The sequence below is a fragment of the Sphingobacterium sp. UBA5670 genome, assembly GCF_002420705.1.
Taxonomy (GTDB): domain Bacteria; phylum Bacteroidota; class Bacteroidia; order Sphingobacteriales; family Sphingobacteriaceae; genus Sphingobacterium.
Map to the genome: position 1 here is coordinate 82406 of NZ_DIIM01000029.1, position 18574 is coordinate 100979.

17 protein-coding genes are annotated in these 18574 nt (G+C 42.0%); 7 read left to right on the plus strand and 10 right to left on the minus strand.

Features of this window, described 5'->3' with window-relative positions:
- Positions 1–223: 223 nt before the first annotated feature.
- The 6 genes from B3C94_RS22065 to B3C94_RS22090 form a co-directional block, all read right to left on the minus strand.
- The gene (locus B3C94_RS22065; protein WP_293907845.1) at positions 224–1216 is read right to left on the minus strand and encodes an ABC transporter permease; all 993 of its coding nucleotides are present in this window, start codon (positions 1214–1216) and stop codon (positions 224–226) included.
- Positions 1179–2177: an ABC transporter ATP-binding protein gene (locus B3C94_RS22070; protein ID WP_293907847.1), complete on the minus strand. Its 999-nt coding sequence runs from the start codon at positions 2175–2177 to the stop codon at positions 1179–1181. The genes B3C94_RS22065 and B3C94_RS22070 overlap by 38 nt, the downstream gene beginning before the upstream one ends.
- A 24-nt stretch (positions 2178–2201) precedes the next feature.
- Entirely contained in the window at positions 2202–3056 is an 855-nt protein-coding gene (locus B3C94_RS22075; protein WP_293907849.1) for an NEW3 domain-containing protein, read from the minus strand.
- Positions 3057–3263: 207 nt separating this feature from the next.
- Positions 3264–3554: a hypothetical protein gene (locus tag B3C94_RS22080; protein ID WP_293907852.1), complete on the minus strand. Its 291-nt coding sequence runs from the start codon at positions 3552–3554 to the stop codon at positions 3264–3266.
- A 75-nt stretch (positions 3555–3629) separates the two neighbouring features.
- The gene (locus B3C94_RS22085) at positions 3630–4076 is read right to left on the minus strand and encodes an Hsp20/alpha crystallin family protein (RefSeq protein ID WP_293907855.1); all 447 of its coding nucleotides are present in this window, start codon (positions 4074–4076) and stop codon (positions 3630–3632) included.
- A gap of 422 nt (positions 4077–4498) precedes the next feature.
- A complete protein-coding gene (locus B3C94_RS22090; protein ID WP_293907858.1) occupies positions 4499–5560 on the minus strand; it encodes a fatty acid desaturase family protein in 1062 nt (353 codons plus the stop codon).
- Between the two features lie 275 nt (positions 5561–5835).
- On the opposite strand from B3C94_RS22090, the gene mdlD reads away from it, so the two are divergent.
- The 3 genes from mdlD (at position 5836) to B3C94_RS22105 (ending at position 9153) form a co-directional block, all read left to right on the plus strand.
- Positions 5836–7155, plus strand: a complete 1320-nt coding sequence (gene mdlD / locus B3C94_RS22095; protein ID WP_293907861.1) for an NAD(P)-dependent benzaldehyde dehydrogenase MdlD — start codon at positions 5836–5838, stop codon at positions 7153–7155.
- Between the two features lie 177 nt (positions 7156–7332).
- Entirely contained in the window at positions 7333–8172 is an 840-nt protein-coding gene (locus B3C94_RS22100; RefSeq protein ID WP_293907863.1) for an SDR family oxidoreductase, read from the plus strand.
- 78 nt (positions 8173–8250) lie between these two features.
- Positions 8251–9153 carry a helix-turn-helix domain-containing protein gene (locus B3C94_RS22105; RefSeq protein ID WP_293907864.1) on the plus strand — a complete coding sequence of 301 codons (903 nt, stop codon included), beginning with the start codon at positions 8251–8253 and terminating at the stop codon, positions 9151–9153.
- Here the strand turns inward: B3C94_RS22105 and B3C94_RS22110 are convergent, their stop codons facing one another.
- A complete protein-coding gene (locus B3C94_RS22110) occupies positions 9154–10164 on the minus strand; it encodes a S41 family peptidase (RefSeq protein WP_293907866.1) in 1011 nt (336 codons plus the stop codon).
- A 206-nt stretch (positions 10165–10370) separates the two neighbouring features.
- Between B3C94_RS22110 and B3C94_RS22115 the strand changes: the two genes are divergently transcribed.
- A complete protein-coding gene (locus B3C94_RS22115) occupies positions 10371–10814 on the plus strand; it encodes a hypothetical protein (protein WP_293907868.1) in 444 nt (147 codons plus the stop codon).
- Between the two features lie 83 nt (positions 10815–10897).
- Here the strand turns inward: B3C94_RS22115 and B3C94_RS22120 are convergent, their stop codons facing one another.
- The 3 genes from B3C94_RS22120 to B3C94_RS22130 all read right to left on the minus strand — a co-directional run bounded on the left by B3C94_RS22120 (position 10898) and on the right by B3C94_RS22130 (position 13443).
- Positions 10898–11365 carry a hypothetical protein gene (locus tag B3C94_RS22120; protein ID WP_293907870.1) on the minus strand — a complete coding sequence of 156 codons (468 nt, stop codon included), beginning with the start codon at positions 11363–11365 and terminating at the stop codon, positions 10898–10900.
- 130 nt (positions 11366–11495) lie between these two features.
- On the minus strand, positions 11496–12407 hold the full coding sequence (locus tag B3C94_RS22125; RefSeq protein WP_293907873.1) for a helix-turn-helix domain-containing protein: 912 nt from the start codon (positions 12405–12407) through the stop codon (positions 11496–11498).
- A 64-nt stretch (positions 12408–12471) separates the two neighbouring features.
- Positions 12472–13443, minus strand: coding sequence for an SDR family oxidoreductase (locus B3C94_RS22130; protein WP_349679151.1), 972 nt, complete (start codon positions 13441–13443; stop codon positions 12472–12474).
- Between the two features lie 292 nt (positions 13444–13735).
- On the opposite strand from B3C94_RS22130, the gene B3C94_RS22135 reads away from it, so the two are divergent.
- From B3C94_RS22135 to B3C94_RS22145, 3 genes are all read left to right on the plus strand, one after another.
- A complete protein-coding gene (locus B3C94_RS22135; RefSeq protein WP_293907875.1) occupies positions 13736–15895 on the plus strand; it encodes an ATP-binding protein in 2160 nt (719 codons plus the stop codon).
- 421 nt (positions 15896–16316) lie between these two features.
- Positions 16317–16685, plus strand: coding sequence for a response regulator (locus B3C94_RS22140; protein ID WP_293907877.1), 369 nt, complete (start codon positions 16317–16319; stop codon positions 16683–16685).
- Positions 16686–16707: 22 nt separating this feature from the next.
- On the plus strand, positions 16708–18574 hold a 1867-nt coding region (locus tag B3C94_RS22145; RefSeq protein ID WP_293907879.1), incomplete at its 3' end, for a PAS domain S-box protein.

Consider the following 18574-nt stretch of genomic DNA (forward strand, 5'->3'; position numbering starts at 1 on the left):
ACCGGTCAAGAGAATTTTCATAGCCTGGATTGTTTGTTGCAGTTGTTTATTTTGTTATATACAAATATACCAAAGTGCAGCCTAAATTGTTTTTGTTTGGTGTATTTTTATTCTATTGTAGCGTTGTCGATCTAGCGCTGCAAGGGAACTAAAAAAGGCGCACGAGATCGTGCGCCTTACAGTTTATGAATGCAGTTTTGACTAACTGCTTTGGTGATAGCACTTAACTTCTGATTTCCCGCCGCATAAAAATGTAGTAAGACCACGCAAAACAGATCATCATGGCTGCGCTGAGCCCGCTGACCTGGGGCCAGACCATCAGAAAACTTTCCCGAAAGGAGAGTGGTGAAGGGATGGCACCGACCATCTGCTCCATGGAAATAGGACCGAGGCTGCGTACCGAGGGCATCAATAGGGTAGTGGTGGCATCGCTATACAGCTGGCTCGGTGATAAGCGAAGCAGGTTTAAGATGAGCTCATTATAGCCGATGTACTCCTGCTCCGAAATATAATTGGGGTTGGGCAGAAAGGGGCGTATCGCTAGATTGACCAGGATCGGAAAAAATACAGTAAAAAACAACCAGATGCCGATGGCGGTAAGCGCTGAGGTGGCCGGCTGGCGAAAGCGGATCGACAACAGGATCGAAAGGCTCAGCCAGAAGGCAACATAGAGCACACTGATCAAGGTAAAACCCAAAATACGTAGCAGTTCCTGGGGTTCTATCCGGACACCGGTACCCAGGAGGCCGCCGCCTATCATCAGCATGACCAGCGCAACAAATAATGTACCCACCACGGCCAGCGGCGCCAGAAATTTGGCGAAAAGCAGATTGTCCCGGTAAATTGGCTGCGCCAGTAAACGGGTGAGTGTTCCGTTGTTGTATTCTGCATTGACAGCGTCAAAACCCAGGGCTATGCCCAATAGCGGCGCTAGAAAGTTTAAAAAAACATGAAATGGCGGAATGGAATTATCCGTTGTGGTCAGTAGCTTGAGATAGAGAAATGACTGATCGGGATCGCGCATATTGCTGACAGCGTCTTTGAGCCCCATGGATGAAACGTAGAGGGATGCGCCGAAAGTCAGTACAATAAGCAGGATCAATATAATAAAACGCCAGCTGCGGATATGTGCCGCAATTTCTTTGCGGACCAGCACCTGCATCGGAAAGGATGGCCGCTTATTGATATCGTTTGAAGAAACCGTTGGATTTTTCATAGGCATTATCTGTAGTTATGCTGTTTTCAAAATAGGTATTATAAATATCGTCGAGCTGGTAGTCATTGCGGCTCACGGAAACAATTTCAGCGCCATTGTTTACCAGCGTGCGTACCGCCATTGCTGTCCGGTCGCTGTCTGTCTTTAATTCGATCGAAAGTCCGTTCACTGTAAGATCACGGAGTCCGGGCAGTGCCTTTAATGCTTCTTCAAACCGTTTGGTATCGCCTTGGGCATGGTCAAGGGTAATGACTGTACTGATGCCTTTTTGCTGCTGCAGATTCTGGGCAAGGCTTTCGAGCGATCCTTCGACCAGTAATTTTCCGCCAACAAAAATACCCACCCGATCGCAGACACGCTGCACCTGGTGGAGGTGATGTGAAGAAAGCAGTACAGTGAGGTTATGCTCCCTGCTGAGCTGCTTGATGAGCTCGAGGAAGTCGTCCACACCCTTGGGATCGATGCCCAGCGTTGGCTCGTCGAGGATAGCAACCTCGGGAGCCTTGATGAGCACTTCGGCCAAGCCTAAACGTTGTTTCATCCCACGGGAAAATGCGCCCGTTTTTTTATGCATTTCCTTTTCGAGTCCGACGACATGCAACATATCTTTCGCAGATGCTTGCGCATCGGATTCCGAAAGGCCATTTAATCGGGCAATGAAACATAGGTTTTCCAGCGCGGTCATGTCCGGATAGAAACCTACATTGTCGGGTAGGTAGCCAACCTTGCGTTTCACCGCGATCGGATTGCGGGTGGCATTATAGCCGCAGACATAGGCAGTGCCGGCCGTGGGTTCGGTCAAGCCCAGCATCATCAGGATGCTGGTTGTCTTTCCGGCTCCATTGGGGCCGAGCAGGCCAAAGATCTCTCCGGGATAAATATGTAGGTCCAACTGGTCTACGGCGGTTACTTTACCGTAGCTTTTTGTCAGGCCTGTCAATTGAATGATAGGGTCCTTCATGATGATCATCTTTTTGTAAAGCCCTTATCTACGGCCGTATTTGCGGATGAGAAAATACACCAAACCTATGGCCAATACGATGACCAGCATGCCTATCCAACCCGAAAGCAAAGAAGTCTTGACGATCAGACGGAATGAAATGTCTGCGTTGCTCTGGGCCGATTTGATCTCAAATTTGGCGGCATAGTCACCGGCAATGGTTTTGTCGGGAACTTTTAGGTTGACTTTGACGTCGATAGATTTACCAGCTTCGAGCTGTTTGATAGTGGATGGATCGAAACTTGCCTCCCATCTGCCTGGTAATTGGGAAGTCAGCTCCAATGTATTCAGCGGAAGGGTACCTGTATTTTTGACTTTAAGTAGAATTTCTTTGCTGCTACCGGATACAACTTCGTCGCTTAGTCTGCCGCTGGCTGTGGTCAGCTCAAGTGCATAGGAGCCCTTAACGACCGCTTCTAACGCAAGCTGTAAGGTATCTGTCGGCGATATCGCCCGCACGGGGATCTTATATTTATCTGGCTTGGCCGTGATCGGACAACTGATTTCAATGCCAATTTCCTGTGCCTTGTTGGGCTGCATCTGCAGGGAGGTCACGAGTGACCCATCTACGCGGTAGCTGATCTGCCATCCATCGGGCAGCTGGGCATTAAAGTTGTAATTGACCAATTGGGCCGATCCATTGGTCAAGGTCGTCGTATAACGAAAAGGTTCGTTGCTGGGGGCCTCAATATTGATGAGCCTCGCTTCGAAGCTGGATTTAAGGGGTTTTGTGGTTTGCCCCACTAGATTGAAACTGTTGGCCAGCACAAGAAGTGCGATAAAAAAAGGCCTGAAAGAAAAACGTTGGTCTGTGTTTGTAATTAGTAATTCTGTTAACATGATCCAATAACTAAAATTTATATTTAAATAGAATATTAGCTTTTAAAAAATGTCGGTTTGGGTATCAGGTACCTGTTTGAAAAACCGCACCCAAATTAAAAATCAATTTGATAAAAATCAAGGCTTAAAGAAAAATGATTGTAAAAAAAATGTGTTTAAATGGTCTATAGGCTGATAGCTAATGGTGTATGCTGGCGTGCACTTCCGTCAGTCGAAATTTACTGACCGGAAGGTCTTTTTAATGATAATCTTGGTATTCTCGGCCAATTCATCCAGTGTACAGTGGATGGACCGTAATTGTGTCCTCGAAGTCGCTGTGTCGTTCAGGAGAAGATTGATACGCAATCGTCTGATGTCGGAGGCCACGGGCTCACCGCGTAGTTCATCAAATAGTTCATGAATAATCTTTTCACAGCTGTTCTTGTCAAAATTGGCAATGGTGATGTAACGTCCGTGGCAGTACATCTGTAATTCAATATAATAATTGGATGTTTTCATAATCCGAGTACTAAAGATTGAAAAATAGGTTAGCCTCCAGGGGAGGCTAACCAAGTTAATGTTGCTATCTGGATTTTAGGATATTTCGATCATCCGCGGTTCTTTCTGTTTGGCTTCTTCTTTCTTTGGTATGGTCAATCGGAGCATACCATTTTCATAGCGTGCCTGGATATTGTCCTGATCGACGACCTCCTTTTGAAGTTCGAAGCTGCGTTGAAAAGATTGGTAGCTGAACTCCCGGCGTGTATAGTTGTCTTGATGTTCCTCGTTTTCTTCTTGCTTAGCCGAAGATATGGTCAATAGATTGCCGTCGAGTGTCACCTTAAAATCGTCTTTGGCCATACCAGGTGCAGCGACCTCCACTTCGAAGTTGTCTGCGTTTTCCTTGATGTTGACCGCAGGAACGGTGGTACTTGTTGATGAGTAATTTTTGTTGTCCCAGTTTAAAAGCTCACGGTTAAAATTATCAAACATGGGCGAAAAAAGTGAAAAATTGTTCCAATTTCTTTTTGCAAGTTTCATAGTAACCTCCTTTTAATGAAAGTATAACAAATAAATTATAATTGTCAGTCGGCCGACTGTATTAACAATCTATCAAAATAAATACCGGGCTTAAAAAACTGAAATTTTTGCAGCAAAACTGTCAAATTTTACCTGATAAATTGACAGAAATGTCATTATCACTTTTTGTCTGGGTCTTGATCCCAAAAGTTTGGGCTGTATCGACAAACCGCTAATTGAATTTTTTTCAAACGATGTTCAGCGCAATCTTGTCCTTATTATAATCCATTTGATGGATAACTTAGTTAGTTAAGACCAGAGCTTCTTGGAGGTTTCTGGTCTTTTCTTTTTTGCTGAAAGCTACTGACTTCGATGGCCCATAGATGGCCCATAAAGATCATCGGGAAGGGGCAGGGCAATGAAGCGGTTCTCCACTAGAGAGATTATTTGGACATGGCCTCAAGCACTTTTAAATGCGACCTAAATGCAGTCCAGAAGCTCCGAAACTCGTTATATTGTATTTTATATTCCTTGCAGGTCTGCTTCACAATCCTATTGAGTGCAGGATAGTGAACATGGCTGATCTTTGGAAAAAGGTGATGCTCAACCTGAAAATTGAGACCGCCAAGCAACCAGGTAAGGACCTTGCTGCCTGTAGCAAAATTTGCGGTGGACTGAATCTGATGAATCATCCATTCTTCTTCGACCTTTGACTGGTCAATGGTTTTGAATTCGGTTTCTTCCACCACATGGGCCAGCTGGAATACGGTGGCTAGGCTCATACCACAGACAGTACCTGAGATCAGCAACCCGATAAGCGTGGGTAGCCACCCGACGAAGATGATCGGGATAGTGACAAATAAGCTGAAGTGAATTAGCTTACTGACCCAAAAAATAATACGCTCTTTGACAGGAAAATGAAATTGCTCAGTTTTATGCCCCATACGGCCACGGAAATATTTCTCATAATCCTGATAAAAGATCCACGCTAAATAGGAGATACCATAAAGCAGCGGAAAATAAAAACGCTGATAACGATGGTGTTTCTGAAGCTTCTGGTCGTGGTGAATACGCATAAACTTTACTTCAATATCGTGATCTTCACCATCGATATTCGTATAGGTATGGTGTGCGATATTATGTTTGAGCTTCCAAAAGTAGATATTGCCGCCCAGTAGATTAAGCGAGTAGGAGAGCACAGTGTTCAGGTTTTTATTGTCTGAAAAAGAATTGTGCCCAGCATCGTGCATAATGTTAAAACCAATTGCAGCGAGATTGGCTCCGAAAATGATGCATAATGCTATTGCAATACTCCAATGCAAAGGTGCAAATACAAGCAGGAAATACAATACTGCAAAGCTGATCAGGAGGATAGAGGCTTTGAGATAGATCTTACGATTCCCGGTTTTTGGCTGAAGCGAATTTTGAAAATAGTTATTGATTTTTTGTTTTAACGTTTTAGAGAACAATGTATTTACATTGCTAAATTTTACTGACTGGGACATTTGGATTTTTACTCGGGAAATATTCTTAATTTTTATAAACGTTCGATCTTGAGCGATAGAACAATGTAAATGTACGTTATAAAATTTGAAAGATCGCGGTAGTAAAGTTAAAGATTGTTAAAGGTCATGCTTCTTCTAAATTCAAGTGGTGAGATAGATGAGTGTAGAACCCTACCTTTGATTCTGTTAAAGCTCCTTGATCTAGAAGGTCGGGATATCGACACACGAAACTTTTTATGGAGTAGAGTGTTTTAGAGTGCATAAAATCACCGATAATGACAACAGAAATTCAAAACAAAATAAAAGAGGTATTCGAAAAGCAAAAGGATTTTTTCGCTACACAAACAACTAAGGACATTGCATTCCGTAAAGAACAGCTGCAAAATTTCCGCAGGGTATATGCAAGTTACACCGATGCGATCTGTGAGGCTGTAGATATCGATCTTGGAAAAAGCAGGGCAGAAGCGGAATACGTAGAGGTTCAGATTGTGCTCAGTGAACTGGATGACATGATCGAACATATGGAAGAGTGGGTGAAGCCGACGTTCGTCGAATCAAAACCGCATCCTTCCGGCGCCGAAGTCATCAGCAAGTACATTTATGAGCCGTATGGAGTAAATTACATCATCGGTCCTTTCAATTATCCGGTCCAGCTGACTTTCAGTCCGCTGATCGGTGCGCTGATGGCCGGAAATACGGCTATCATTAAACCTTCTGAAAATACACCTCATGTTGCCCAGGTAATTGAAGATATTATCACCGAAGCTTTTGATGAAAAATATGTCGCCGTTTTTCAAGGCGCTATTGAAGAAAATACCTACCTATTGAGCCTGCCTTTCGATTATATCTTTTTTACGGGAAGCCCGAATGTGGGGAAAATTGTCATGAAGGCCGCTGCCGAACAGCTGATTCCACTGACCTTGGAACTGGGGGGGAAATCCCCAACGATTGTGCACCATGATGCGGACCTGGAAAAAGCCGCTCAGCGCATTTCTGCCGGTAAATGGATCAATTGCGGTCAAACCTGTGTAGCTCCAGATTATGTCTACGTACATGAATCGGTAAAAGAAGCTTTTATCGATCAGCTTAAATTTTATCTTAAAGCAACGTACAACGACGAAACCTTGGGGAAGATCGGCAAGGTCGTAAGCCAGCATCAAATCAAGAATCTGACGGGATACCTCGATGCAGCCCGCGAAAAAGTGATCTACGGGGGGAAATATGATCTGGAAACGCGCCAGTTTGAAGCAACGCTGATGGATGATGTCAACTGGGATGATGCGGTAATGCAGCAGGAAATTTTTGGTCCGATCCTGCCTATTTTAACCTATAGCTCGATTGATGCGGTACTGCAAGCGATCAATAGCAGACCCAAACCATTGGCTCTGTATGTGTTTTCTGAAAATCAGCAGTTTGCCGACGACGTGATCGCACGGACAACCAGTGGCGATGCCGAGATTAACAGTACATTGATCCATGTAGGATCGCATTATCTTCCGTTTGGTGGGGTGGGAACTTCAGGGATGGGAAAATATCACGGTAAATTTAGTCTGGAGAATTTTAGTCACCGGCGTTCGATCTTGCAGGTGAACTAACGGTTATTCAGGTATGTACCTTAACCGGGACGACTTCAATGGTTCTTCCCGGTGTGCTACACCTAAGATCTGGGGTGCTGTGGCAGCCGATTGTTTGATTTTTGTAATCTATTGTTTCCATTTCGTTATTACTGTGGCGGCCGTAAGTTCTAATTTTGTCTTAAATATCAAGGAAATATGAAGACAGATAAAGTATGGTTTGTAACGGGGGCGTCCAAGGGAATGGGGCTGTCGCTGGTCAAAAAACTCATCGGAGAAGGCTATCGCTTAGCTGCAACAAGCCGTGAATCGCAGCGTTTAGTAGACGCCGTCGGTCATGCTGAAGGGACGCAGTTCCTGCCCTTGGAGGTGGATTTGACAAGTGCGGAATCCATCCATCAAGCTTTTGAACGTACGGTTGCACATTTTGGAAAAGTCGATGTTCTGGTCAATAATGCGGGCTACGGGATCGGTGGCGCTGTTGAAGAAATAAATCAGGAAGAAATCAAGGATAGTTTTGACATCAACGTCATGGCCGTGATCAAAACCATGCAGTCCGCGATGCCTTATTTCAGGCAACAGCAATCCGGCAATATCATCAACATTTCTTCGATTGCAGGATTTGCTCCGGGAATAGGCTGGGCGATGTATGCGGCGACAAAATATGCAGTGACGGGACTTTCAGAGGTGATGGCAGAAGATGTGAAGGAGTTCGGTGTGAAGGTGACGGTGGTGGCACCGGGGGCTTTCCGGACAGAGTTTCTGGAAGACAGCTCGCTTGTTTTTGCCAAAAAGAAAATTGAGGGCTACAGTGCGATCCGGGCCTCGCACGAAAAATATGCGGCCATGAACGGAACACAGATCGGTAATCCCGAAATGCTGGCGCAGGTTCTAATCGATCTGGTCGGCAATCCCAATCCGCCTATACGTCTATATCTCGGAAGCGATGCGTACAGCAGGGCAACGGAAAAAGTTAATCTGCTCGCAGAAGAACTGGAAAACAACAAGCAGATTTCTTATTCAACAGATTTCAACTAAATATCGTACGCAAAAAATAAAAGGCGCTGTCACGACTGGACGGCAGCGCTTTTTAGTTGATTTTCGTACATTTATACGATGGAGAAAATGCAGTCACTGGAGGGATTTTACCAGTCTAAATTTGACCGGGTCCCCGAAAATATCCGAAATGGAGTAGGGCATTTCAATGTCTTTAAAATAGACGAATATATAGGTAAGCATACCAAGCCAGTGGTCTACAGCAGGAAAGATTATTTTAAGATTACGCTGATTATCGGTAGAAACAGGATACATTATGCAGATAAGGTCATTGAAATTAAAAAGCAGGCCCTATTTTTTACAAATCCGCAGATCCCGTACAAATTTGAATGGATCGACGATTATAAATCCGGATTTTTCTGCGTATTTACGGCATCATTTTTTCATCATTTCGGCAACATCAATGACTACGAAGTTTTTAAACCCCATGCTATACCTGTTTTTGAGCTTACGGATGAGCAGTTGGAAGATATAGAACAGGTATTCCTGAAGATGCAGGATGGCCTAGATTCGGATTATGTGCATAAATATGATCTGCTGCGAAATCTTGTATTCGATCTGCTTCACTATACGCTCCGGATGGAAACGGCTTCAAAAGCTAAAAAGCAGCAGGCAAATGCTGCGCAACGGATTACCCATATGTTTCTGGAGCTTTTGGAGCGTCAATTTCCGATTGAGGATGTGGGGCAGCGGATAGGCTTTCGTTCGCCCTCCGAATTTGCGGGCCAGCTCGCCGTCCATGTCAATCACCTTAACCGGGCCGTCAGGGAGGTTACGGAAAAAACAACCTCCATGATTATCGCAGAGCGGCTGTTGCAGGAGGCGAAAATACTGCTGAGGCATACCGAATGGAATGTCTCGGAAATCGCTTACGCTTTAGGTTTTAAAGAGGCTACCCATTTTAATAATTTCTTCAAAAAAATGATGCAGCTAACACCGGTCCGCTTTCGGGAAATGGGTTGATTATTTTTTTAACAGTTCCAGTGCTTTTATGATTTTCTTGTCTTTCTTAAGATTTTCGAGGTTGTCGCCTTGCATAACCTCCACATCAGGCAGAATATGGCTGGTATAAATCTTTAAATTTCTGTCAATCACAAGGTCGGTTGATAGATTAAGTCCTGCATCCTTGTTGATGGCGAAACCCTGGACAGCAGTCGTATAATCAGCAGTCGGTTCACCTACAATATGCGTATTCTTTCTTCCGATCAGCGATATAGCGGTCATTTCACCGGCGCTGGCGGTGTAGCAGCTCGTCAGGATAACGATTGGAATATCTTCTTTTATCGGACTTTTCAGCTTTGCCGGCCTAAGCAGTTCAATACCATCAATTAGCATTTTGCCATTCTTGATTTCCCATTGCCCAGTGGATACACCTTTTGAATTTCTGAAACCTCCGAAAACAATATTATGACTTCCGATAAATTCCTTCAGACCCAATAAAATAGGATACATATTGCCTCCGGTATTTATTCGGAGGTCGATGATCCAGGCTTTTATTTTGGCAGAGGAGACTTTGTTGATATGGGCTGTAAGATCATTGGCAATGCTGTCAACCTTCTTAAATGTAAAGTCATTATTTCCCGGAATTCTAAGGTAGGCAATTGTTTTGTCGATTACCCGGCTGACCACTGCTTTTTCTGTTTTTAACTTATCTTTCAGATAGGCATTGTCAGAATGCACGGGCCTGTTCCATCCATAAGTCATGTCCTTATATTTAAGGCCGCCATGATGGTCCTTGAGCAATTCAAAGACCTCAGTGTATAAAGGAGCGATTTCGGAAACAGCATGGAGGTCTTTCGCTTTACTATATAATGTGTTTTCAATCAATTTGATGTTGGACGTATCGACGGCATTTGATCTGATCAGGTCAATGGAGGTATCCACAAATGATCTGATGCTGTCATTTTTAAAGGTCTGGGAGAATGAAGAAGTATAGAAGAACAAAAAAACAGCGAAAAGAAAATATTTGATCATATGGTTATGAGGAGATTATAAAATAATAATCCAAATATAAGAAATTACCTATACCTGTTCTTCTGGGAGGCAAAAAGTATTTTGCGTGCTAGCTGAAGAAAGGAATCAGCCGCTGGATTTGATTGAACTATTTTTGGCTGTCCGTTGTTCTCAAAACAACTGTACATATAGGGGACAGGTAAGATTGAAAACAAAAAGAACAACATATGAACGGATTCAATAAAAATATGCTGGGCGGACTGATCGGAGCACTTGTACTCAACGTTGTCCATAGCGCGGCTAAAAGATTTGACACTGAAGCGCCTGAAGTCGATAAAGTAGGCGAGGAGGCCATGAAAAAAACAGTGCGTTTTGCCGGATTTAAACCGCCAAAAGGCAACGCGCTAGTCGCGGCAACTTTTGGTGCAGACGTAGCTTCCAACGCCATGTTGTATACGCTCATCGGCTATGGAGGCCAGAAAAATATGCTGCTTAAAGGAGCGCTGCTCGGAACAGTGGTAGGACTGGCGACATTGACCATTCCGGAACAGGCCGGTCTGGACGCTAAGCCGATTAAAAAGACCAACCGTACCAAGTTAATGACCGTGGCCTGGTATGTAATCGGGGGATTGGCCGCAGGCATGGCCATGAAAGCAATGGGGAAGAGATAATGAAAACAAAAATTTGCTAAAGGAATCGTGTGCAATGAAATTTGTCAATCCTCCTTGCCTGAATTTTGAAGAGGGCAGGAGGATTATTTTTTCAGTTGTACCGTCACTGGTTTAGCGAGCAGGTCTGTCGAAATTTTTGCCCCGTTTAAAAATAATTCGGAGTATCCAAGGCTTCCCTTTTGTCTTCGTACCTTAATTTTTATGGAAACTTCTTCATAGCCTTTTACTTTTAGTAGGGTTTCCGCATAGTTATCATGCTTAGCGTCCAGGTTTGCAAACAAACGCAGTACCTTATGCTGTTGATTATCTACAATTTCCATATTCTTCGGTAAATCTAGGTTTCCGTGGTTTTGGAGTACTTTATCACCTGAACTTGTGACGTAATAGAGCTCCAGATCGGCTATGGTCAGTTTAGAATTTAGGACATTTTCATGATTCTCACCTACTAAATCTAACTGTACTTCACTATATAAGTTTGTATCGAGAGGCTCGTTTTTCTTACAGGCAAGAAAAGAAAGCAACGTTGCTAGGAGTAGTAATAATTTGTTCATATTGATTATATTTTATGTAGAATATATCATTTGTGATACTGTCTTGTAAATTAAAGATTAATTTACAAGTTTCCTAGAGCAAGATATCAAAAATATTTAACGGTAGGTATAAATATGGTGAATGTTTTTGTCAGTTAAATGATTGCCTAAACGCTAAAGGTGAAACGTCTGTTTTTTTCTTAAATAACTTGTTAAATGATTGTGGATGTTCGAAACCGAGTTGGTAGGCAATTTCTGACACCGATAGTGTGGTGGCAGCGAGTTTCTCTTTAGCCTTTTCAATTAACTTATCGTGAATATGCTGTTGCGTGTTTTTACCTGTAATTGACCGCAGCAAATCGCTTAGATATCGTGGTGAGAGGTTCAGGCTTTCTGCCAAATGCTCTACCGTTGGAAGTCCTTTGTTTAATGTTTCTTCTTGATCGAAATACGCTTCCAGCAGATGTTCCATTTGTGTCAGCAATTCATTGTTAACAGCTTTTCGTGTGAAAAACTGACGTTCGTAGAAACGGTTGCTGTACTGCAATAGCATATCAATCTGCGATAAAATAATATCTTGTGTGTGCTTGTCGATATGCTGGTATTCTTTCTCTATTTTGAGAAAAATCTCTACAATATCTTTTTCTTCCTGTTCGGAGAGATGCAATGCCTCGTTTAGGGCATACGAAAAGAAGTTATAATTTTTTATTTTGGCTGCAAGGGGATGGGTATACAAAAAATCCGGGTGAAACATCAGCATATAACCTTTGCCGCACTCTATATTCATTTTTCTGATCTCAGAAATCGTTAAAGACTGAATCTGTTTGGGTGCAATAAAATTCATTGTACCTTTGTCGAAGTCGTAATATTGCTGTCCGTATTTTACTTTTGCAGTAACGTCTTTTTTGAGCGAAATACTGTAGAAGTTGACGCAGAACTGTTCCCAGATTTTGCTTTCTTCAGGTTTTATTCCAGATACATCAATAACACTGACGAGCGGGTGTAAGGGGGCGGGCAAAGACAATTGCCGATGAAATTCGGATATGGAATTGATAATATGCATCCTCTTTTTGTTTTCCAAATTTACAAAATGCAACTGTCTTTCCAGACAGTTGCCGATCTTAAAATTATGCCTCAAATTGTTTTGCAATTTCTTGTCTGAAAGCTTCTTTTCCGACTGTCAGACGTCGTTCATATAACGCATTTGCATCCTGGCCTGCGAGATAACGTACTTGATCTTTATTGTCCGTTGCGGCTTCATAAACAACATGAGCAATCTGCTCTGCCGTGGAAGCGTTTTGCATCATCAGATCCATTTGTTCCAGGACCTTGTTTTCGATATTTTCATAGTCGGGATTTCGATTCATATCTAAGGAACGGCCAGCAAAATCTGTAGCAATTCCACCTGGCGCTACAGTTTTGATCGATATCCCGAATTTTTTTAATTCAAAGGACATGCTTTCGCTCCACCCTTCCAAAGCGAATTTTGTCGCATGATAAAGCGAGTGCAGTGGGAATCCCATAAATCCACCAATGGATGTGGTTGAAATAAATAAACCACTTTTCTGTGCTCTAAAATGTGGAATAAAGGCTTGTGTAACCCGCAGTACACCCAGCAGATTGGTATTGATCTGACGAAGTATTTTTTCGTCACTTAGCTTTTCAAATGCACCCATTAATCCATAACCGGCATTATTGAAAACCACATCAATTTTAGCTAGCGAAGTAGCTTTCTCTACGGTTTCTTTAATCTGTTTAAGATCAGTTACATCTAATTGTAATAGGGTAACATTTTCGAGTTCAGTAAGTTCTGTCTCATTTGCGATATTGCGCATTGTTGCGATCACATTCCAGCCCTCTTGCTGAAATAGTCTGGCAGTTGCTTTTCCCAGACCGGAAGAAGCTCCTGTAATAAAAATTGTCTTTTGCATCATGTTGTTGTCTAATTCGATAATACAAAAGTCAGGAGAATGCTCAGGGTATCTGTTGCCAAATTGAGCTTGGTTGTAGCCAAAATGACGAATGCTAGTTTTGTTCGTCTTTTTTCGTTGATTGGAAATCCCTTGCTGTCGTGCCGTGAACAGCTCATTAAACTTCACAAGTCGTCAAACTTTTTAAGCACCCCTTAGACAAGGAAATCCCATAATGTTTAATCGGAAACGGGGTAAATGGGCTGGGGATATTCCGTCCACTCTTGTCCGCGCATAAGCTATTCAATTTAATGTGAATAAAAGGAGGAATACAGTGGCCTAGACAAAGTTGGGAAATATACGGTTTACCTCATTAAACATTAGGCAAGTTAATTTGTTATTTTTATCGTATCTTATCAAAAATTGTCGACTTGAATTTCTTGTGGATCGAAGCAATTTATCCGAAAGAAAAATAAATATTATGTGTAATATGGCCGCGATGAGCATTATCCCACTGCAATCAATTAATATGCAATCATTTGGCCATCTGGTCGTAAGCACGTTGGATCTCAAGATTGTAGCAGTCAGCAACAACCTCAGTAATTTGACTGGAGATGATCATTGCTACAAACTTGGCGGTTGTCTGAAAGATTTTGTTAGCTCTTGTTTTAATACTTCCGCTTTAGAAATCCAACAGGCTATTTATGAAATTGCCAGTCTTCATTCGCCACGCAGATTGCTTCTTCATGAGATCGATGGTGTGGTCTATTATGTCAGTATCTATGTTTTTGAAAGGCATTTATACATGGAATGGGAACGACAGTACCATAAAGCTGTTCAGGCATCGGAAATGAACGAGATTGGATTTTTGTTTGAGCAAAATTATCTTGATACCTGGGAGCCCCTTTGTCGCTCCATCCGCCAGCTGATTGATTTTGACCGGGTGGCGATTCTTCAGATTCTCGACACGGGTAAAAGCCACATCATTGCCGAATCGCGGTCATCGATTTTACCATCGCTATTAGGTCAACATTTTGCTGAAAATTTTATGCCTACGGAAGTAATGCATAATTATACGGAACGTGCATACTTGTACAACCCTGATATTTATCTTCCAGATCAAATATTGACTGCAATGGAAGAGGTCGACTTAGCCTCTTGCCTTTTCAGGAAACTACCCGATGTACATCGGTATTATATGACAACCGTGGGAGTTGCTGCCGGATTGTTTTTACGGATTGTTATAGATGGCCAATTCTGGGGCTTGGTCCTGGCGCATAACAGGATGCCAAAAATGGTAGACCTTCAAAAACGTAAGCTATGTAGCTTTATTGTTCAAAATGCTGCCAGTAAAGAAGAAGGTATGGGGAAAAAGAGACTCCTTCAATATCAGTCAAAAATTGAAGATGTTGAACAGGAGTTAAAGTCTACCCTTTTAGAAAGTACAACGATCCATTCGGGATTAATACAGAATATCCTAGCACTTAACCAGGTATTGCATGCCGATGGTGCAGCCCTTTATCTTCAAGGAGATATCTTCTCGCACGGAATTGAAATAAACGACAACCAGATCGAAAACATCGTATCGTTATTTAATGAACAAGCTAAGCGTCCATTATGGAAAGACTGTAATTTCAGGGAAAAACACGGTGAAAAAGTTAGTGGTATATTACCTTTTGCTGGACTTCTTATACTCAAGCTCGACGATGATGACGATCATTTTATTCTTTGGTTCCGCAAAGAATCCCTGACATCAGAACTTCAATTTGATTCGAAACTGGAGCATGGAGTACATACGGAAACACCTAATTCGTATCATATATGGGAGAAAATGGTTTGTGATTGTGCCGTCCCCTGGGATGCTAATGATATCGGGTATGCCTTGCGTTTACACAAGTTGGTTAACGAAATAGTTATTTCCCGTGCGCGGGAAAAGGAACGTATGCAGAATGAGCTTATTTCAGTAAATAACGAACTGGAGATGCTCAATTTTACGCTTTCCCATGATCTCAAAAACCCTTTATCGTTGATCAAAATGGGCGCGCAATATATGGAGAGTGTAGATGCCCTAGCCGACGATCTACGAAAAAAATGGTGTCTTAATTTGCTTAAAGGAGTAGATGATATCGAAAATCTCCTTAACTGCGCTTTAAATTTAAGCCAGGCCCATAGCTATCAGTATGAAAAAGAAGCTATCATTGTAGCTCCAATGATACGTGCCCTGTGTCGTGAGGCAAAGTTACTTTACAATTGTCCGCATTGTGAGTTCCATTTTGGTCAACTGCTTCCTGTCTGTGGAGAAAAAGGTGTACTTTATCAGGTCTTTCTAAATTTGATTGGAAATGCTGTCAAATATTCCGCCTCGGCTCCCAACCCTATTATTGCCATTACAAGTGAAAAAGATCATGAGAGTTTACGATACTATATTGAAGATAATGGAATAGGGATTCCGGATGAACAGCTCCCACGTATTTTTGATATTTTTGTCCGGGCAACGAATGCCTCAAATCATGATGGTACTGGGATTGGACTGGGATTGGTAAAACGTATTGTAGAAAGACTCGGCGGGCGGGTAGCCATCGAGAGTAAGGAAGGGACGGGTACAAAAGTGATTTTAGTATTTCCTTCGAATTGTTCATAGAACAATAGCATCTTTATCTGTCACCATGAGAATCCATGGGTTGGAGCAACACCAGATAGATCTTATTCTAGGGCAAAAAAAATATCAGATTTGAGAGATAGACAATAGGAGTGCTAAATCCTATTAAGCGTTTATACGTAAATTATTGGAATTACTACTTCAATTTTTAAATTGTAGATAAGGAATATTGCTGGAGAAAACCTATTATATACAGTGCTATACCTCCTGAAGCAACAAAGCAAGGAAAATTATAGTCGCTAGGATACTTTCAGTGCCTCACAGCGATAAACAACAGAGTGGAAGGAAAGTAAGTATGGCATCCGATTTGATTATTTTTTTGTAGATTTAACAAACTACCTAGGGGATAGAATTAAAATTAATAAGGGCGAAATCATCCATTGCCTTCTAAATATAGATAGATATGAGAAGAAAGATTTTTATTTGTGATGATGACAAAAATATTGTAGAAATGCTTGAGATGGTGCTTGGTGAGTTTACAGAAGCAACTATCCTTTCGGAAACAGATAGCCGAAAAGCATTCGCCCGTTTAGCGATAGAAAATCCGGATATATTGTTGGTTGACATTTCCATGCCTATTGTTTCCGGCGATCAATTGATTAGACAAATTAGGGATGACATGAGCATCAGTTCTATGTTTATTATCTGCATGTCGGCAAATCTAATGGGCGAACAGATCGCCATAAATGCTGGGGCAGATGTTTATCTTGCAAAACCATTTGACATGAGCCAGCTTTTAAGCCTTATCGGGGGGGCGGCGCAGACAGGATAAGAATTTATCTTCATCAATTATTATGAACAAATTTTCACATCGGGACATTCAAGATATTCACGATTTAAACAATATCCCGATCGTGTCAATCGATTCGAGCGGTCTTATTACCTATGGAAACAGCTCAGCTCTTCGTTTACTGGGCATTGAAAAAACCGATTTAGGCAAAAGAGATCTATTTCCTTTTTTTAAAAAAACGCATTCAGGGGAACTATTCTACCGAACATTGCTAACAGGAATTCCTGTAACAAACACGGTGGCCAATATTCAGGTAGATAAAGAAGAATATCATGTAGCATTTTTCTCCCATTGGATAGAAGACGTAAATGGAATCTGCTTAATTTATTTGTTCTTCCAAAATATCGCTACGCTGGAAAAAAGTGAAAATTTATCTGTAAAGCAGGAATTGAAGTTTGAAAAATTATTGATAGAAAGCAAAGAGCGCCAGGCAAGGCTTGCTGCAATCGTAAATACATCAGACGATGCGATAGTGAGCAAAAATTTGCAGGGCGTGATTACGAGCTGGAATCATGCCGCTAGGGTTCTGTTTGGTCATACCGAAGCCGAAGCATTGGGTAAGCACATTTCATTTATTATCCCGCCAGAACGTCTTCAAGAGGAAGAATTGATTATCAATAAAATAAAAAATAGCGAACGGATTGCGCATTTTGAGACGATGCGATTATGTAAAAATGGAAAACAGATTTCCGTCTCCTTATCAATTTCTCCAATTATAGACGAAACTGGAAAAATTATTGGAGCGTCAAAAATCGCACGGGATATTTCCCGGCAGAAGGAATTTGAAGAAAAACTGCAACGTTACACCTCCCATGTGGAGACATTGAACACGATGAGTAAACTGGTTTCAGAAAGCTTGGAGATCAATGAAATACTTCAACGTGTGATAGATGCCTCTGCTAAAATTATCGGTGCTGGTTTTGGTATATTCTCCTATCAACCCAGAGATTCAACTCAAGAACAGCAAGTACAGTTTGCCTGTGCTGGACAAATGGGAAATTTTGAAAAGGGCTTCCGCAAAGCTGTTGTTGATGATTTATTTAATTCGTTGGATATGGAAAGTCACATAAAGGATCTTGCTAAGGGAGGATCGAATATTGAGAGCTTTCTTTCTATACCTGTAATATCAAAATCAGGCGATGTGGTTGGGCAGCTTGTTTTTGGACACGAGGATGAAAACCGATTTAATGAAGACCATGAAAAATTGCTCGTCGGTATTGCTACTTTAGCGAATACGGCGTTAGAAAACGCAACACTCTACGAGGAGATTCGAAGCCTCAACGCAAAAAAAGACGAATTTATTGGGCTTGCAAGTCACGAATTAAAAACCCCAATTACTAGTTTGAAGGGGTTTCTGCAGTTTATTAGTATGCGTATGGTGGAAGGAGATAGCAACAAAGTTATCATCAATAAAGCCTTGCAACAGACGAATAGATTGTCTTCCTTAGTAAGTGACATGCTTGATGTAGCCCGGATTGAAACAGGCCATTTACCACTTTTCCGCTTATCTTTCGATGTGGTAGAAATGGTTAAGGAAGTCATCGAACAGATTCAATATGCTGCTAGTTCCCACCTGATAACTTTCCATAGTGAAAAACCTTCATATAGGATATTTGGTGATAGGCAAAGGTTAGAGCAGGTCGTGATTAATTTGCTCAATAATGCCATTAAATATTCGCCAGAAGCTAATCTCGTAAAAGTAAGTGTTCTGGAGCAGGAGGGTTGTTGTGTCTTGCAGGTTGAGGATTTTGGTATGGGCATTTCCCCGGAACAACAAGGTCATATCTTTTCCCGGTTTTACAGGGCAGCGGATATTACTTCCAATATCTCGGGTTTTGGAATAGGTGTATATATTAGTAAAGACATTGTGG

Bases quoted from the DNA above. Each gene is read 5' to 3' on its own strand.
- B3C94_RS22065 (WP_293907845.1), bottom strand. From the start codon at position 1,216: ATGAAAAATCCAACGGTTTCTTCAAACGATATCAATAAGCGGCCATCC.
- B3C94_RS22070 (WP_293907847.1), bottom strand. From the start codon at position 2,177: ATGAAGGACCCTATCATTCAATTGACAGGCCTGACAAAAAGCTACGGT.
- B3C94_RS22075 (WP_293907849.1), bottom strand. From the start codon at position 3,056: ATGTTAACAGAATTACTAATTACAAACACAGACCAACGTTTTTCTTTC.
- B3C94_RS22080 (WP_293907852.1), bottom strand. From the start codon at position 3,554: ATGAAAACATCCAATTATTATATTGAATTACAGATGTACTGCCACGGA.
- B3C94_RS22085 (WP_293907855.1), bottom strand. From the start codon at position 4,076: ATGAAACTTGCAAAAAGAAATTGGAACAATTTTTCACTTTTTTCGCCC.
- B3C94_RS22090 (WP_293907858.1), bottom strand. From the start codon at position 5,560: ATGTCCCAGTCAGTAAAATTTAGCAATGTAAATACATTGTTCTCTAAA.
- mdlD (WP_293907861.1), top strand. From the start codon at position 5,836: ATGACAACAGAAATTCAAAACAAAATAAAAGAGGTATTCGAAAAGCAA.
- B3C94_RS22100 (WP_293907863.1), top strand. From the start codon at position 7,333: ATGAAGACAGATAAAGTATGGTTTGTAACGGGGGCGTCCAAGGGAATG.
- B3C94_RS22105 (WP_293907864.1), top strand. From the start codon at position 8,251: ATGGAGAAAATGCAGTCACTGGAGGGATTTTACCAGTCTAAATTTGAC.
- B3C94_RS22110 (WP_293907866.1), bottom strand. From the start codon at position 10,164: ATGATCAAATATTTTCTTTTCGCTGTTTTTTTGTTCTTCTATACTTCT.
- B3C94_RS22115 (WP_293907868.1), top strand. From the start codon at position 10,371: ATGAACGGATTCAATAAAAATATGCTGGGCGGACTGATCGGAGCACTT.
- B3C94_RS22120 (WP_293907870.1), bottom strand. From the start codon at position 11,365: ATGAACAAATTATTACTACTCCTAGCAACGTTGCTTTCTTTTCTTGCC.
- B3C94_RS22125 (WP_293907873.1), bottom strand. From the start codon at position 12,407: ATGCATATTATCAATTCCATATCCGAATTTCATCGGCAATTGTCTTTG.
- B3C94_RS22135 (WP_293907875.1), top strand. From the start codon at position 13,736: ATGTGTAATATGGCCGCGATGAGCATTATCCCACTGCAATCAATTAAT.
- B3C94_RS22140 (WP_293907877.1), top strand. From the start codon at position 16,317: ATGAGAAGAAAGATTTTTATTTGTGATGATGACAAAAATATTGTAGAA.